This window comes from Pseudomonas sp. TH15, assembly GCF_016651105.1.
Classification (GTDB): Bacteria; Pseudomonadota; Gammaproteobacteria; order Pseudomonadales; family Pseudomonadaceae; genus Aquipseudomonas.
Genome location: NZ_JAEKEL010000001.1, coordinates 2,369,337 through 2,385,119, shown reverse-complemented (window position 1 = coordinate 2,385,119; position 15,783 = coordinate 2,369,337). Strand labels below are relative to the sequence as shown.

Annotated in this window: 13 protein-coding genes; 1 reads left to right on the top strand and 12 read right to left on the bottom strand. The window is 59.0% G+C overall.

The genetic code is table 11. The features are described from left to right. Nucleotides 1-15 precede the first annotated feature (15 nt). Nucleotides 16-912, top strand: coding sequence for a LysR substrate-binding domain-containing protein (locus tag JFT87_RS10645; protein WP_201201103.1), 897 nt, complete (start codon nucleotides 16-18; stop codon nucleotides 910-912). Between the two features lie 166 nt (nucleotides 913-1,078). Here JFT87_RS10645 and ispD read toward each other — a convergent pair whose 3' ends face one another. From ispD to fabZ, 12 genes are all read right to left on the bottom strand, one after another. Continuing rightward, on the bottom strand, nucleotides 1,079-1,786 hold the full coding sequence (gene ispD / locus JFT87_RS10640; RefSeq protein ID WP_201201101.1) for a 2-C-methyl-D-erythritol 4-phosphate cytidylyltransferase: 708 nt from the start codon (nucleotides 1,784-1,786) through the stop codon (nucleotides 1,079-1,081). Continuing rightward, entirely contained in the window at nucleotides 1,783-2,061 is a 279-nt protein-coding gene (ftsB, locus tag JFT87_RS10635) for a cell division protein FtsB (protein WP_201195494.1), read from the bottom strand. The genes ispD and ftsB overlap by 4 nt, the downstream gene beginning before the upstream one ends. 170 nt (nucleotides 2,062-2,231) lie before the next feature. Beyond that, the gene (gene eno / locus JFT87_RS10630) at nucleotides 2,232-3,521 is read right to left on the bottom strand and encodes a phosphopyruvate hydratase (RefSeq protein WP_201201094.1); all 1,290 of its coding nucleotides are present in this window, start codon (nucleotides 3,519-3,521) and stop codon (nucleotides 2,232-2,234) included. 156 nt (nucleotides 3,522-3,677) lie between these two features. Next, complete coding sequence (kdsA, locus tag JFT87_RS10625) at nucleotides 3,678-4,523, bottom strand: 3-deoxy-8-phosphooctulonate synthase (protein WP_092272409.1); 846 nt, start codon at nucleotides 4,521-4,523, stop codon at nucleotides 3,678-3,680. 5 nt (nucleotides 4,524-4,528) lie between these two features. Beyond that, nucleotides 4,529-6,160, bottom strand: coding sequence for a CTP synthase (locus JFT87_RS10620; RefSeq protein ID WP_201201093.1), 1,632 nt, complete (start codon nucleotides 6,158-6,160; stop codon nucleotides 4,529-4,531). 274 nt (nucleotides 6,161-6,434) lie between these two features. Then, the gene (gene tilS, locus JFT87_RS10615; RefSeq protein ID WP_201201092.1) at nucleotides 6,435-7,763 is read right to left on the bottom strand and encodes a tRNA lysidine(34) synthetase TilS; all 1,329 of its coding nucleotides are present in this window, start codon (nucleotides 7,761-7,763) and stop codon (nucleotides 6,435-6,437) included. 131 nt (nucleotides 7,764-7,894) lie between these two features. Next, entirely contained in the window at nucleotides 7,895-8,842 is a 948-nt protein-coding gene (locus tag JFT87_RS10610) for an acetyl-CoA carboxylase carboxyltransferase subunit alpha (protein WP_201201085.1), read from the bottom strand. 152 nt (nucleotides 8,843-8,994) lie between these two features. After that, complete coding sequence (gene dnaE, locus JFT87_RS10605) at nucleotides 8,995-12,516, bottom strand: DNA polymerase III subunit alpha (protein ID WP_201201083.1); 3,522 nt, start codon at nucleotides 12,514-12,516, stop codon at nucleotides 8,995-8,997. Nucleotides 12,517-12,732: 216 nt separating this feature from the next. After that, complete coding sequence (gene rnhB, locus JFT87_RS10600; RefSeq protein ID WP_201205153.1) at nucleotides 12,733-13,359, bottom strand: ribonuclease HII; 627 nt, start codon at nucleotides 13,357-13,359, stop codon at nucleotides 12,733-12,735. A gap of 8 nt (nucleotides 13,360-13,367) precedes the next feature. Beyond that, nucleotides 13,368-14,498 carry a lipid-A-disaccharide synthase gene (gene lpxB / locus JFT87_RS10595; protein WP_201201081.1) on the bottom strand — a complete coding sequence of 377 codons (1,131 nt, stop codon included), beginning with the start codon at nucleotides 14,496-14,498 and terminating at the stop codon, nucleotides 13,368-13,370. A gap of 2 nt (nucleotides 14,499-14,500) precedes the next feature. Next, complete coding sequence (gene lpxA / locus JFT87_RS10590; RefSeq protein ID WP_201201079.1) at nucleotides 14,501-15,277, bottom strand: acyl-ACP--UDP-N-acetylglucosamine O-acyltransferase; 777 nt, start codon at nucleotides 15,275-15,277, stop codon at nucleotides 14,501-14,503. Next, complete coding sequence (gene fabZ / locus JFT87_RS10585) at nucleotides 15,274-15,714, bottom strand: 3-hydroxyacyl-ACP dehydratase FabZ (protein WP_201195505.1); 441 nt, start codon at nucleotides 15,712-15,714, stop codon at nucleotides 15,274-15,276. The genes lpxA and fabZ overlap by 4 nt, the downstream gene beginning before the upstream one ends. Nucleotides 15,715-15,783: the final 69 nt, after the last annotated feature.

Genomic DNA, 15,783 nt, shown 5'->3' with positions numbered 1-15,783 from the left:
TAGGGATAATCCTAAATGTCAGACAACCGCTGGGAAGGGATCGACGAGTTCGTCGCCGTTGCCGAGTGCAGCCAATTCACCGCGGCGGCTGAACGTCTTGGGGTTTCTTCCTCCCATGTCAGTCGACAAATCGTACGCCTGGAAGAGCGTCTTCAGACGCGGCTGCTGTACCGCAGCACCCGTCGGGTTACGCTGACCGAAGCCGGACAAACCTTCCTGCAACATTGCCAGCGTTTGCAGGATGGACGCGAAGAAGCGTTGCGCGCGGTCGGCGACCTGACCAGTGAACCCAAGGGCATGCTGCGCATGACCTGCGCCGTGGCGTACGGCGAGCGGTTCATCGTGCCGTTGGTGACCCGGTTCATGGGGCTCTATCCGCAGCTTCGAATCGACATTGAGCTGAGCAATCGCCAACTCGACCTGGTTCATGAAGGCCTTGACCTGGCGATCCGCCTCGGCCGCCTGCAAGATTCGCGGCTGGTGGCGACACGTCTGGCACCACGACGCATGTACCTATGCGCGTCACCGTCCTACCTGGAACGGTATGGTCGGCCACACAGTTTGTCGGAACTGAGCCGGCATAACTGCCTCATCGGCAGCTCGGACCTCTGGCAACTGGAACAGAACGGCCGGGAATTTTCCCAGCGGGTGCAGGGAAATTGGCGTTGCAACAGTGGGCAAGCGGTACTGGATGCGGCGCTACAAGGGGTGGGGTTGTGTCAGTTGCCGGACTATTACGTGCTGGAGCATTTGAACAGCGGCGCGTTGATTTCGCTGCTGGAGGCACATCAACCGCCGAACACGGCGGTGTGGGCGCTTTATCCACAGCAACGGCATCTGTCGCCGAAGGTGCGCAAGTTGGTGGATTATTTGAAGGAAGGGTTGGCCGAGCGGCCGGAGTATCGGGGCTAGATACGCTCGCGTATTGTCAGTGACAGGTTTGTTGAACAGACGACCGCCTTCGCGAGCAAGCCCGCTCCCACATTTGATCTCGGGTGGATGCGGGTTCTGGGACCGACGCTATTTCAATGTGGGAGCGGGCTTGCTCGCGAAAGCAATCTGATAGACACCACAGCACTCAGCGGCGATTGGCCCAACGCTGGCGCAACCACTCCAGATCTTCGGGGCGCGTGACTTTGAGGTTGTCGGACCGCCCTTCGATCAGACGCGGAGCCAAACCCGCCCACTCCATCGCCGAAGCTTCATCAGTGATCACCGCATCGGCCACCAGACTGTCGGCCAATGCCCGATGCAACGCGCCGAGGCGAAACATCTGCGGCGTATAGGCTTGCCAGATCACGCTACGATCCACGGTTTCAACAACACGACCGTGCTTATCGACCCGCTTCAAGGTATCGCGCGCCGGCACCGCCAGCAGTCCGCCGACCGGATCATCCGCCAGTTCACTCAGTAACTTATCGAGATCATCACGCGCCAGGTTCGGCCGTGCGGAGTCATGCACCAACACCCAATCCTCATCATCAGCGCCCAGCGCGTGCAAATGCAGCAACGCATTGAGCACCGACCCGGAACGCTCTGCGCCACCCTCAACCCGCTGAATACGAGGGTCAGAGGCACAGGCCAGGTTCGGCCAATAAGGATCATCAATTGCAAGACTGACCACCAACCCCTTCAGGGCAGGATGATCAAGGAAACAGCCGAGGCTGTGTTCGAGAATAGTGCGCCCGCCCAGTTGCAAGTATTGCTTGGGACGGTCCGCGGCCATACGGGCACCAACGCCCGCGGCAGGAATCACGGCCCAGAAGGCCGGTAACGACTGGATCATTGAGCCAACTGGTAAAGGGTTTCACCATCCTTGACCATGCCCAACTCATGACGAGCCCGCTCTTCAACGGTCTCCATGCCTTTTTTCAACTCACTGACTTCGGCGTCCATGACCCGATTGCGTTCCAGCAACCCTTCATTCTCAGCGTGTTGATCCGCGATCTGCTGAGTCAGCTCGGCCACTTGCGCCAGACTGCCATTTCCCACCCACAGGCGGTACTGCAGGCCAGCCAGCAGCAGAAGCAAGATGAGGAACAACCAATTGGGACTGCGCATCGAAATCAGGTATCCAGTGAAAAAAGACAGCCATGCCAAAACTATGAAGCTTCTGATAGCACGAAGCCTGGAAGACCCAGGCTTGTGCTTATAAGGCATCAGATTAGTGGCAAAACCGTCGCTGTCGCGATTTTTTCGACACAATCCGGTGTCTTTTTACTATTTACCACTCAGCCGCGGAACTCGCTGCGGCCGTTGTACTTGGCTTTGCCATTCAACTGCTCTTCGATACGCAGCAGCTGGTTGTACTTGGAAACGCGATCGGAACGGCACAGGGAGCCGGTCTTGATCTGGCCAGCCGCGGTGCCCACAGCCAGGTCGGCAATGGTCGAATCTTCGGTTTCGCCGGAGCGGTGCGAGATGACGGCGGTGTAACCAGCGGCCTTGGCCATCTGGATGGCTTCCAGGGTTTCGGTCAGGGTGCCGATCTGGTTGAACTTGATCAGGATCGAGTTGGCGATCTTTTTATCGATGCCTTCTTTCAGGATCTTGGTGTTGGTTACGAACAGGTCGTCGCCTACCAGTTGGATTTTCTCGCCGATCTTGTCGGTGAGGATTTTCCAGCCAGCCCAGTCGGACTCGTCAAGGCCATCTTCAATGGAGATGATCGGATAACGCTCGGTCAGGCCTTTCAGGTAGTCCGCGAAACCTTCAGCGGTAAACACCTGGCCTTCGCCGGACAGGTTGTATTTACCGTCTTCGTAGAATTCGCTGGCGGCGCAGTCCAGTGCCAGGGTCACGTCGGTGCCCAGCTTGTAACCGGCGTTGGCCACAGCTTCGGAGATCACTTTCAAAGCGTCTTCGTTGGAAGCCAGGTTCGGCGCGAAACCACCTTCGTCACCAACAGCAGTGCTCAGGCCACGGGCCTTCAGCACAGCTTTGAGGTGATGGAAAATCTCGGTGCCCATGCGCAGACCTTCCGAGAAAGACTTGGCGCCAACTGGCTGAACCATGAATTCCTGGATGTCGACGTTGTTATCGGCGTGCTCGCCACCGTTGATGATGTTCATCATCGGAACCGGCATCGAGTAAACACCCGGGGTGCCGTTCAGGTTGGCGATGTGAGCGTACAGCGGCAGGTCCTGGTCCTGTGCTGCTGCCTTGGCCGCAGCCAGGGAAACGGCGAGGATCGCGTTGGCGCCCAGGGAACCTTTGTTTTCAGTACCGTCGAGCTTGATCATCGCGTGATCGAGCGCTTTCTGGTCGCTTGGGTCTTTACCCAGCAGCAGGTCGCGGATCGGACCGTTGATGTTGCCTACGGCTTTGAGTACGCCCTTGCCCAGGTAACGGCTCTTGTCGCCATCACGCAGCTCGAGCGCTTCACGCGAGCCAGTGGAAGCACCGGACGGCGCGCAAGCACTACCGATGATGCCGTTATCGAGAAGCACATCGGCTTCGACGGTGGGGTTGCCACGGGAGTCGAGAACTTCACGACCTTTGATGTCGACGATTTTTGCCATTGTTGTAAACACTCCAAAGTTGACGAAAACGACGCAGCTAGAGGAAATCTTTTACCGTCGGCAAGTGATGTGCAGCGGGCAGGCTTGCGGACGATAAGGCTCAGGCCCGGGGGCCTGAACATTAATTCGTGCGGTACTTTACCGGAGAATTGAGGATTACGCGGTTTCTACCGTCGGAAAACTCTTAACCAGTTCGTCCAAAGCTTTGAGCTGGGCCAGGAATGGCTCCAGTTTGTCCAGACGCAAGGCACAAGGGCCGTCGCATTTGGCGTTGTCCGGGTCCGGGTGGGCTTCAAGGAACAGGCCCGCCAACGACTGGCTGATGCCGGCCTTGGCCAGGTCGGTGACCTGGGCGCGACGACCGCCAGCGGAATCGGAGCGGCCGCCGGGCATTTGCAGCGCGTGAGTCACGTCGAAGAACACCGGGTATTCGAACTGCTTCATGATGCCGAAGCCGAGCATGTCGACGACCAGGTTGTTGTAGCCGAAGCTCGAACCACGTTCGCAGAGGATCAACTGATCGTTACCCGCTTCCACGCACTTGCTCAGGATGTGTTTCATCTCGTGCGGTGCAAGGAACTGGGCTTTCTTGATGTTGATCACCGCGCCGGTCTTGGCCATCGCGACCACGAGGTCGGTCTGGCGCGACAGGAAGGCTGGCAGCTGGATGATGTCGCAGACTTCAGCGACGACCGCAGCCTGTTCAGGCTCATGGACGTCGGTGATGATCGGCACGCCGAAGGCTTGCTTGATGTCCTGGAAGATCCGCATGCCCTCTTCCAGGCCGGGGCCACGGTAAGAGGTCACGGAGGAACGGTTAGCCTTGTCGAAACTGGCCTTGAACACGTAAGGGATACCGAGTTTCTCGGTGACCTTTACGTATTCTTCGCAGACCTGCATCGCCATGTCGCGGCTTTCCAGCACGTTCATGCCACCGAAAAGCACCATTGGCTTGTCGTTGGCAATCTCGATATCGCCTACACGGATGATCTTCTGCGCCATCGGATTTATGCCTTCTTCTGGTGTTGAGTCAACGCTGCTTTGACGAAGCCGGTGAACAACGGGTGACCGTCGCGCGGTGTCGAGGTGAACTCAGGGTGGAACTGGCAAGCGACGAACCATGGATGATCCGGGGCTTCAACCACTTCTACCAGCGCGCCATCACCGGAACGACCGGAGACTTTCAGGCCGGCCGCCATGATTTGCGGCAGCAGATTGTTGTTCACTTCGTAGCGATGACGGTGACGCTCGACGATCACGTCCTTGGCGTAGCAATCGTGAACCAGCGAACCCGGCTCCAGCAGGCAGTCCTGTGCGCCAAGGCGCATGGTGCCGCCCAGGTCGGACGTTTCGGTACGGGTTTCGACAGCGCCGGTGGCATCTTCCCACTCGGTGATCAGACCCACGACCGGGTGACCGCTGGCGCGATCAAATTCGGTGGAGTTGGCGTCTTTCCAGCCCATCACGTTACGAGCGAACTCGATCACGGCCACTTGCATGCCCAGGCAGATGCCCAGGTACGGAACCTTGTTTTCGCGAGCGAATTGAACGGCAGTAATCTTGCCTTCCACGCCGCGCAGACCGAATCCGCCCGGTACGAGGATCGCGTCGACACCTTCCAGCAGCGCGGTGCCCTGGTTTTCGATGTCTTCGGAATCGATGTAGCGCAGGTTGACCTTGGTGCGGTTGCTGATGCCGGCGTGACTCATCGCTTCGATCAGCGATTTGTAGGCGTCCAGCAGTTCCATGTACTTGCCGACCATGGCGATGGTGACTTCGTGCTCAGGGTTGAGCTTGGCGTCGACCACGGCTTCCCACTCGGACAGATCAGCGCCGCCACATTGCAGGCCGAAACGCTCGACAACGAAATCATCCAGGCCCTGGGAGTGCAGAATGCCCGGGATCTTGTAGATGGTGTCGGCGTCTTCCAGCGCGATCACCGCACGCTCTTCAACGTTGGTGAATTGCGCGATCTTGCGACGCGAGGAGATGTCGATCGGGTGATCGGAGCGGCAGACCAGCACGTCTGGTTGCAGGCCGATGGAACGCAGTTCCTTGACCGAGTGTTGGGTAGGCTTGGTTTTGGTTTCGCCGGCAGTGGCGATGTACGGCACCAGCGTCAGGTGCATCAGCATCGCGCGCTTGGCGCCGACTTCGAAGCGCAATTGACGGATCGCTTCGAGGAACGGTTGCGACTCGATGTCGCCGACGGTGCCACCGATCTCGACCATGGCCACGTCGGCATCGCCGGCGCCCTTGATGATCCGGCGCTTGATTTCGTCGGTGATGTGCGGAATCACCTGGATGGTTGCGCCCAGGTAATCACCACGGCGCTCTTTGCGCAGGACGTGTTCGTAGACACGGCCGGTGGTGAAGTTGTTGTTCTGGGTCATGGTCGTGCGGATGAACCGCTCGTAGTGACCCAGGTCCAGGTCGGTCTCGGCGCCGTCGTGAGTGACGAACACTTCACCGTGCTGGAACGGGCTCATGGTGCCCGGGTCAACGTTGATGTACGGGTCCAGCTTCAGCATGGTGACCTTAAGTCCCCGCGCCTCCAGGATGGCCGCCAATGAAGCCGAGGCAATGCCTTTCCCCAATGAAGAAACAACACCGCCCGTGACGAATATGTAGCGCGTCATGAAAAACCCTAGAAGTCTGCGTTAAAGCGGTCCGAGCCGCCGGGGAAAGCGAAGGAAGGCCGAAGCCCCCGATCACCTGCATTAATCACAGTGCATCTTTCAAAAAAACCGCCGCGTTGGGACAGACCGGGAGATGAAACACCGGTGCGTTGCTCGCTACACATTTTTTGGAATCGCCCAGCAAAGACTGCTTGGTAATCGGCAACTCCTGCAATTCAGGCGAATCCACAGAAGTTGTATCAAGAAGGGAGCGTAGTCTACCGGAAAGCCCCTTTCAGCTCAAACCTTGATCTTCGTTCGGTGGCTGCCACTGTAAATCCCAGCCGTCCCGCGCACTGCCGTTTAACCCCCGCAGCCCCGCCACCGCCAGCAAATGCTCACCTCGATAGAGCAGCGGCAATCTGCCACGGGCAAACGGCGGAACACCGCGTTCATTGAGCAAACGCTTGAGGTCGCGGTGCCCGCGATCGGCCAGATCCATGACCTCGCCTCCCTCACGATAAGCGATGTGCAATGGCCCGCAAGGAGTCTGCCCGCTGAACATGACACACCCGTTATCGGGCAAGCGTAGCGCTGAAGATGGCGCCTGCCACTCAGCGCCGATCACTGGCGCGCGCAGCCAGTCGCCACTGAGCCACCACACACGACCGGCGCTGCGATGCAACTGGCCATCGGCCAGACGCCAGAGGGGTGAAGCATCGCCAGCGGCTTCGCACAGACTCGACCAACCCGACCAATGGTCAGTCTCAGGCAGTCGAGTCAACGGCTCGAGCCAATGACCGAGAGCATTTCGCTGGCGGGCTGCGGAGAGCGCTGCGAGCGGCGCCAGCTCAAGCGACGGCAATCCCAGCCATTGGAAATCATGAGCCGTCGCGGCCTGCGCCAGATCGATTTTTGCCAACTCATCAAGCAAGCCTTGCGCCTCACGCAGATGCGCGGCGCTGCGGGCCATGCTCGCCTGCGCTTGCGGCCAGCGCCCGGTCAGCAGCGGCATGACTTGATGACGCAGGTAGTTGCGCGAAAATTGCCGATCCTGATTCGACGGGTCTTCTATCCAGTGCAATTGCTGAGCCTGCGCGTAAGCTTCCAGCTCGGCCCGCGAGACATCCAGCAACGGACGAATCAACGTGCCCTGCCCCACCGGTCGTTGCTTCGGCATCCCTGACAACCCGCGCACACCGGCGCCACGCAATAACCGGAACAACAGCGTTTCCGCTTGATCATCGCGATGCTGACCGGTCAGCAATACATCATCAGCTTGCGTCAACGCACTGAACACCGCATATCGCGCATCCCGCGCCGCCCGTTCCAGACTGGCACCCGGCTGCACCGTCACGCGCTCGACCAGCAACGCTACACCCAGCGCATCACACATCGACTGACAGTGTTCCGGCCACGCATCAGCCACAGCCTGAAGACCGTGATGGACATGGATGGCTTTGAGCGTCGGCAGGGATTCGGTTTTTGCGAGATAAGCGAGAAGGTGCAACAGGACGGTGGAGTCGAGGCCACCGGAGAAAGCGATGCGCCAGGCTTTGGCGTTGCGCCAAGGTTTGAGATTCAGCAGGAGCCTGGCAGGAAGATCAATCATGGACTGACTCATATCGATCACTTCACGCAAATCAAATGTGGGAGCGGGCTTGCTCGCGAAAGCGGCTCAACATTCAACACATTGGTTGCCTGTTATACCGCTTTCGCGAGCAATCCCGCTCCCACATTGAAGCCGAGGTCAGATCAGAGACCGTAGCTCATCAGTCGCTCGTAACGACGCTTGAGCAGCGCTTCGTTGTCGAACTTCTTCAGCATCGCCAGTTGCGAGCTCAGCTCGGCGCGGATCGATGCAGCGGCAGCAGCCGGGTCGCGGTGGGCGCCGCCCAAAGGCTCGCCGATCACTTTGTCGACGATGCCCAGGCCTTTCAGGCGCTCGGCGGTGATGCCCATGGCTTCAGCGGCATCCGGTGCTTTCTCGGCGGTTTTCCACAGAATCGAAGCGCAACCTTCCGGCGAAATCACCGCGTAGGTCGAGTACTGCAGCATGTTCAGTTGATCACAAACGCCGATCGCCAACGCACCACCCGAACCACCTTCACCGATGACGGTGGCGATGATCGGGGTCTTCAGACGCGCCATGACGCGCAGGTTCCAGGCAATCGCTTCACTCTGGTTGCGCTCTTCGGCGTCGATACCAGGGTAAGCACCCGGGGTGTCGATGAAGGTCAGGATCGGCATTTTGAAGCGCTCGGCCATTTCCATCAGGCGGCAGGCCTTGCGGTAGCCTTCCGGACGCGGCATGCCGAAGTTGCGGCGAACCTTCTCGCGCACTTCACGGCCTTTCTGGTGACCGATGATCATTACTGGCTGGTCGTCCAGACGGGCGATACCGCCAACGATGGCAGCGTCGTCAGAGAAGTGACGATCGCCGTGCAGTTCGTCGAACTCGGTGAAGATGTGTTCGATGTAGTCCAGGGTGTACGGGCGGCGCGGGTGACGCGCCAGACGCGCGATCTGCCAACTGGTCAGCTTGCCGAAGATGTCTTCGGTCAGCGTGCTGCTTTTGTCCTGCAGGCGGGAAATCTCATCGCCGATATTCAGCGAATTGTCATTACCGACCAAGCGCAACTCTTCGATCTTGGCTTGCAGGTCGGCGATCGGCTGTTCGAAATCTAGAAAATTCGGGTTCATAGGCGTCCGTCTTGGGTCGACATCCAAGAGAGCTTGGGCCGGCCGGTTGTCTATTCGCGCCCTACCTTAAGGGAGAGGCGCGTTCAGGTCGAGATTAAAAATTGAGTCGAGATCAGGCCATGCTCTTAATGGTAAAGAATGCCACCTGACCGTCAACGGTATTGGAGGAAGACGTTGTCTCGCCCGAACTGGTCACGCAGAGCTTGAATCAAGGCATCCGCCGGGTCGATTCGCCAGGTCTCGCCGAACTGCAGCAAGGCCTTCGCATCGGGACTGGTGTATTCCATGGTGATCGGACACGCACCTCGGTGACGCTTGAACAGCTCACCGAGCCAGCGTAGCTGATCGCCCTTCAAATCCTGGGTCTGCAGCTTCAAGCGCAGGCTTTCGGCCAGGTTGGTGCGCGCATCTTCCATGCTCATCACCCGCTTGACCCGCAGCCGCAGGCCGCCAGAGAAGTCGTCGTTGCTGACTTCGCCTTCGACCACCACCATCGCATCGGTCTGCAACAGCGACTGCGCGGAATGGAATGCCTCGGCGAACAACGACGCCTCGATCCGGCCCGAGCGGTCGTCGAGGGTAATGAAACCCATCTTGTCGCCCTTTTTGTTCTTCATGACCCGCAGGGCGATGATCATCCCCGCGACAGTCTGGGTATCGCGCGCCGGTTTCAGGTCGATGATGCGCTGGCGGGCGAAACGGCGGATCTCGCCTTCGTATTCGTCGATCGGGTGACCGGTCAGGTACAGGCCCAAGGTGTCTTTCTCGCCCTTCAGGCGTTCCTTGAGGGTCAGTTCCTTGGCCTTGCGGTGATTGGCGTAGACATCGGCGTCTTCTTCGACGAACAAGCCGCCAAACAGATCGACGTGACCGCTGTCTTTGGTACGCGCGGTTTGTTCGGCTGCCTTGATCGCCCCTTCCATGGCATTCAGCAAGACCGCCCGGTTACGGTCGATGTTGGCCTGGTAGGCTTTCTGCTCGTCATGGAAGTAAGGACCGAGACGATCCAGCGCACCGCTGCGGATCAAACCGTCCAGGGTCCGCTTGTTGATACGCTTGAGGTCGACACGGGCGCAGAAGTCGAACAGATCCTTGAACGGACCCGCTTGACGCGCCTCGGTGATCGCCTCCACCGGACCTTCACCCACACCTTTGATCGCGCCGAGGCCGTAAATGATCCGGCCTTCGTCGTTCACCGTGAACTTGAATTCCGAAGTATTCACATCCGGCGCGTCGAGACGCAGCTTCATGGTGCGAATTTCTTCGATCAAGGTCACGACCTTGTCGGTGTTGTGCATATCCGCCGACAGTACCGCGGCCATGAACGGCGCCGGGTAGTGGGTTTTCAGCCACGCCGTTTGGTATGACACCAGGCCATAAGCAGCCGAGTGAGATTTGTTGAAACCGTAACCGGCGAATTTTTCCACCAGGTCGAAAATGTTACCGGACAGGTCCGGATCGATGTTGTTAGCGGTGCAGCCTTCAATGAAACCACCGCGTTGCTTGGCCATTTCTTCGGGTTTTTTCTTACCCATGGCCCGACGCAGCATGTCCGCACCACCGAGGGTGTAACCGGCCATGACCTGGGCAATCTGCATCACCTGTTCCTGATACAGGATGATGCCGTAAGTCGGCGCCAATACCGGCTTGAGGCCTTCGTACTGGTAGTCCGAGTGCGGGTACGCCAGTTCAGCGCGACCGTGCTTACGGTTGATAAAGTCGTCCACCATGCCTGACTGCAGCGGGCCCGGACGGAACAGGGCCACGAGTGCGATCAAGTCTTCCAGGCAGTCGGGCTTGAGCTTTTTGATCAGCTCTTTCATGCCCCGGGACTCGAGCTGGAACACCGCCGTGGTTTCGGCTTTTTGCAGCAGCGTGTAGGTCGGTTTGTCGTCCAGCGGGATGAACGCGATGTCCAGTGGCGGCTCATCAACCTTGGCGCGATCGCGGTTGATGGTTTTCAGCGCCCAGTCGATGACCGTCAGGGTCCGCAGACCGAGGAAGTCGAACTTCACCAGACCGGCAGCCTCAACGTCGTCCTTGTCGAACTGGGTTACCAGGCCATCACCGGCCTCGTCGCAATAGATCGGCGAGAAGTCGGTCAGCTTGGTCGGCGCGATCACCACGCCACCGGCGTGTTTACCGACGTTACGCACAACGCCTTCGAGCTTGCGGGCCATTTCCCAGATTTCGGCAGCCTCTTCATCGACCTTGATGAAGTCACGCAGGATCTCTTCCTGCTCGTAGGCTTTTTCCAGGGTCATGCCGACTTCGAACGGAATCATCTTCGACAGACGATCCGCCAGGCCGTAGGACTTGCCCTGCACCCGCGCAACGTCACGCACCACCGCTTTGGCGGCCATGGAACCGAAGGTGATGATCTGGCTTACCGCGTTGCGGCCGTATTTCTCGGCCACGTATTCAATAACCCGGTCACGCCCGTCCATGCAGAAGTCGACGTCGAAGTCGGGCATCGATACCCGTTCCGGGTTAAGGAAACGTTCGAACAGCAGGTCATATTCCAGTGGATCGAGGTCGGTGATCTTCTGTACATAGGCCACCAGCGACCCGGCACCCGACCCCCGACCCGGACCTACCGGCACGCCGTTGCTCTTGGCCCACTGGATAAAGTCCATCACGATCAGGAAGTAACCGGGGAAGCCCATCTGGATGATGATATCCAGTTCGAAATTCAGCCGATCAACGTAGACCTGACGCTTGGCTTCGTAGTCTTCGGTGGTGTCCTTGGGCAGCAGAACGCTCAGGCGTTCTTCCAGGCCATCGAAGGACACCTTGCGGAAATACTCGTCGATGGTCATGCCATCGGGGATCGGGAAGTTGGGCAGGAAGTGCTTGCCCAGCTTCACTTCGATGTTGCAGCGCTTGGCGATCTCGACGGTGTTTTCCAGCGCCTCGGGAATATCGCTGAACAGCTCGGCCATTTCCTCGGCGCTTTTGAGGTACTGCTGATCGCTGTAGTTCTTCGAACGCCGCGGATCGTCGAGGGCCCGACCCTCACCGATGCAAACGCGGGTTTCGTGGGCCGCGAAGTCTTCCTGTTTGATGAAGCGCACATCGTTGGTTGCGACCAGCGGAGCGCCGATTTTCTCGGCCAGGGCCACGGCACCGTGCAGTTGCTCTTCATCGTTGGGGCGGTTGGTGCGCTGGATTTCCAGATAAAAGCGATCCGGGAATACCGTCATCCATTCGCGAGCGAGGGTTTCCGCTTCAACCGGATTGCCGCTAAGCATGGCCAGGCCGATTTCGCCTTCCTTCGCCGCCGACAGCATGATCAAGCCTTCGCTGGCTTCGGCCACCCACTCGCGCTCGATGATGATCGAGCCGTTGCGCTGGCCGTCGATGAAGCCGCGGGAAATCAGTTCGGTGAGGTTGCGATAACCCACGGCGTTCATCGCCAGCAGGCTGATCCGGCTCAGGGCATTATCCGGATCCTTGTTCGACAGCCACAGGTCGGCGCCGCAGATAGGCTTGATGCCCGCGCCCATCGAAGCTTTATAGAATTTGACCAGGGAACACATGTTGTTCTGGTCAGTGACCGCCACGGCAGGCATGTTCATGCCGACCAGGGTCTTGACCAGCGGTTTGATCCGCACCAGACCGTCGACCAGGGAGTATTCAGTGTGCAGGCGTAGATGAACGAATGAAGCCGGCATAGTGATCCTGTCTGTAAACGTGAAAACAACAAGGCCCGGAAATCCGGCGTTTAAAGCTACTGCGCTTGGTAATCCAGCGTTGAACGGCAACTCGAAATGCTCATTGACTAACGTCAACTCCGCTTTCTCGCTGCCGTTCGCCTTGTCTTACCTGCGCTCGTGACGCTTTAAATCGCCGGATTGTACCGGGCCTTGGAAAAAACATCAGCCTCGCGACTAACTCTCGATCAGACTTTCCCGCGCCTCATAAGCCAGGCGGACCGGGGCGAACGAGCGGCGGTGAATCGGGGTAGGCCCCAAACGTGCCAAGGCTTCCAGATGAACGGGCGTCGGGTAGCCTTTGTGGCCACCGATCCCGTAACCCGGGTAAATCAATTCGAATGCGGCCATTTCACGGTCGCGACTGACCTTGGCCAGGATCGACGCGGCGGCGATGGCCGGCACCTTGCTATCGCCCTTGACCACGGCTTCGGAGCGCATGGACAGTTTCGGGCAGCGGTTGCCGTCGATCATCGCCAGTTTCGGCTGAATGTGCAGGCCTTCGATGGCGCGCTGCATGGCCAACATCGTGGCATGCAGGATGTTCAGTTCGTCGATTTCTTCGACTTCGGCCCGAGCGATGCACCAGCTCAAGGCCTTTTCGCAGATTTCGTCGTAGAGCTTTTCGCGGCGGGCTTCGGTGAGCTTCTTCGAGTCGTTCAGCCCCAGGATCGGCCGGTTCGGGTCGAGGATCACCGCAGCGGTGACCACGGCGCCGCAGAGCGGGCCGCGACCGACTTCGTCGACACCGGCAACCAGCTCTTCCAGTTCGGCGACCAGTGTGAAGTCGAGGCCCATCTGCATAGTTTTGCTCATTGTATTTTGCCGATCAGGTTCAGTACGGCATCTGCCGCCTGGTTGGAGGCATCCAGACGCAGGGCCCGGTGAATTTCATCGAAGCCGCGAGTCTGCTCTTCGCCACCCTCGATCAACGGAGACAAGGTCTGGGCCAGGGCTTCGACGGTCGCATCGTCCTGCAACAACTCAGGCACCAACAGGCGCTGGGCCAGCAAGTTCGGCAACGAGACGTAAGGGCTTTTCACCATGCGCTTGAGAATCCAGAACGTCAGCGGCGCCAGGCGATAGGCAACCACCATCGGGCGTTTGTACAACAACGCTTCAAGCGTCGCCGTTCCGGAGGCGATCAACACCGCATCGCAGGCTGCCAGGGCCAGATGAGACTTGCCATCGAGCAGGGTCAGCGGCAGATCGCGCCCGGCCAGCAGCTCTTCGAGCTGGGCACGGCGTTCGGGGCTCGCGCATGGCATGACGAACCGAATGCCGGGACGCAGGGCCTGCAGGCGCTCGGCGGTATCAAGGAACAACGCACCGAGACGGCCCACTTCACCACCACGGCTGCCAGGCATCAGCGCGACTAACGGACCGTCTGGCAAACCCAGTTCAGCCCGCGCCGCCGCGCGATCGGCTTCAAGCGGAATCGCATCAGCCAGGGAATGCCCGACAAACCGCACCGGCACGCCCTTCTCTTCGTAGAATTTGGCTTCGAACGGGAACAGCGTCAGCATCAGGTCGCAGCCTTCGCGAATCTTCAGCACCCGCTTCTGCCGCCAGGCCCAGACCGACGGGCTGACGTAATGCACAGTCTTGATCCCGGCCTGACGCAGCTTGAGTTCGATATTGAGGTTGAAGTCCGGGGCATCGATGCCGATGAACACGTCCGGTTTCTCGGCGATCAGGTCCGCGACCAGCTTCTTGCGCCGAGCCAGCAGCTCACGCAATCGACCCAGCACCTCAACCAGGCCCATGACCGAAAGGCGTTCCATCGGGAAGTACGAGGTCAGACCTTCGGCCTGCATCAGCGGACCGCCGACACCAATGAACTCCACCGCCGGGTGCTGCGCCTTGAGTGCACGCATCAGACCGGCGCCCAGAATGTCACCGGAAGCCTCACCCGCTACCAGCGCAATACGCAGATTAGCCATGATTAACGAGTGATGCCGCGAGTCGAAGACTGGATGGAATCACGGAATACCGCGACTTCCGGAAACTGTGCCGAGGGTTCGGCCAGTTCGGCGAGCGCCTGTTCGACCGTCAGGCCCTGGCGGTAAACCACCTTGTAGGCACGACGCAGGGCGTGGATGGCGTCTTCGCTGAAACCGCGACGACGCATCCCTTCAAAGTTCATGCTACGGGCTTCGGCAGGGTTACCGAATACCGTGACGTACGCCGGGACGTCCTTGCCGATGGCGGTGCCCATGCCGGAAAAGCTGTGGGCGCCAATATGGCAATACTGGTGAACCAGAGTGAAACCGGAAAGGATCGCCCAGTCTTCAACGTGCACGTGGCCAGCCAACGCAGTGTTATTGACCAGGATGCAATTGTTGCCAATAACGCTGTCATGGCCAATGTGGGCATAGGCCATGATCAGGTTGTGATCGCCCAGAGTGGTTTCCGAACGGTCCTGCACGGTGCCGCGGTGAATCGTTACGCCTTCGCGGATGACGTTGTGATCACCGATGACCAGGCGGGTTTCTTCGCCTTTGTATTTCAGATCGGGCGTGTCCTCACCTACCGAGGAAAACTGGTAGATGCGGTTGTGCTTACCGATTCGGGTCGGGCCCTTGAGAATCACATGCGGCCCGATCACTGTTCCCTCGCCGATTTCCACACCTGCGCCGACGATCGACCAAGGGCCGACCTCGACGCCGTCGGCCAGGATGGCCGTCGGATCGATGATTGCGCGAGGGTCAATCAAACTCATACTTTTTGTTCCGCACAGATGATCTCGGCCGAGCATACCGGCTTGCCGTCCACCGATGCCTGGCATTCAAACTTCCAGATCTTGCGCTTGCAGCTGATGAACGTGGCTTCAAGGATCAACTGGTCGCCTGGCTTGACCGGCTGACGGAAACGCAGTTTGTCCGAGCCTACGAAGTAGTACAGGGTGCCATCGGCCGGTTTCAGGTCCAGCATCTTGAAACCAAGGATCCCGGCAGCCTGAGCCATCGCTTCGATGATCAGCACGCCTGGCATGATTGGATGCGCAGGGAAGTGACCATTGAAGAACGGCTCGTTGATGCTGACATTCTTGTAGGCGCGAATGCGCTTGCCTTCCACATCCAGATCCACAACCCGGTCCACCAGCAGGAACGGGTAACGGTGAGGCAGGTATTCGCGAATCTCGTTGATGTCCATCATTTCGGGGGGAAGCCTATGTAAAGATTGGAAGCGCGCGACTGAAGCGCGCCCCTCTAGCAAATCAAGGAG

What these genes read in the sequence shown, in the direction of transcription:
- JFT87_RS10645 (WP_201201103.1), top strand. Translation starts at nt 16, where the DNA reads ATGTCAGACAACCGCTGGGAAGGGATCGACGAGTTCGTCGCCGTTGCC.
- ispD (WP_201201101.1), bottom strand. Translation starts at nt 1,786, where the DNA reads ATGATCCAGTCGTTACCGGCCTTCTGGGCCGTGATTCCTGCCGCGGGC.
- ftsB (WP_201195494.1), bottom strand. Translation starts at nt 2,061, where the DNA reads ATGCGCAGTCCCAATTGGTTGTTCCTCATCTTGCTTCTGCTGCTGGCT.
- eno (WP_201201094.1), bottom strand. Translation starts at nt 3,521, where the DNA reads ATGGCAAAAATCGTCGACATCAAAGGTCGTGAAGTTCTCGACTCCCGT.
- kdsA (WP_092272409.1), bottom strand. Translation starts at nt 4,523, where the DNA reads ATGGCGCAGAAGATCATCCGTGTAGGCGATATCGAGATTGCCAACGAC.
- JFT87_RS10620 (WP_201201093.1), bottom strand. Translation starts at nt 6,160, where the DNA reads ATGACGCGCTACATATTCGTCACGGGCGGTGTTGTTTCTTCATTGGGG.
- tilS (WP_201201092.1), bottom strand. Translation starts at nt 7,763, where the DNA reads ATGAGTCAGTCCATGATTGATCTTCCTGCCAGGCTCCTGCTGAATCTC.
- JFT87_RS10610 (WP_201201085.1), bottom strand. Translation starts at nt 8,842, where the DNA reads ATGAACCCGAATTTTCTAGATTTCGAACAGCCGATCGCCGACCTGCAA.
- dnaE (WP_201201083.1), bottom strand. Translation starts at nt 12,516, where the DNA reads ATGCCGGCTTCATTCGTTCATCTACGCCTGCACACTGAATACTCCCTG.
- rnhB (WP_201205153.1), bottom strand. Translation starts at nt 13,359, where the DNA reads ATGCAGATGGGCCTCGACTTCACACTGGTCGCCGAACTGGAAGAGCTG.
- lpxB (WP_201201081.1), bottom strand. Translation starts at nt 14,498, where the DNA reads ATGGCTAATCTGCGTATTGCGCTGGTAGCGGGTGAGGCTTCCGGTGAC.
- lpxA (WP_201201079.1), bottom strand. Translation starts at nt 15,277, where the DNA reads ATGAGTTTGATTGACCCTCGCGCAATCATCGATCCGACGGCCATCCTG.
- fabZ (WP_201195505.1), bottom strand. Translation starts at nt 15,714, where the DNA reads ATGATGGACATCAACGAGATTCGCGAATACCTGCCTCACCGTTACCCG.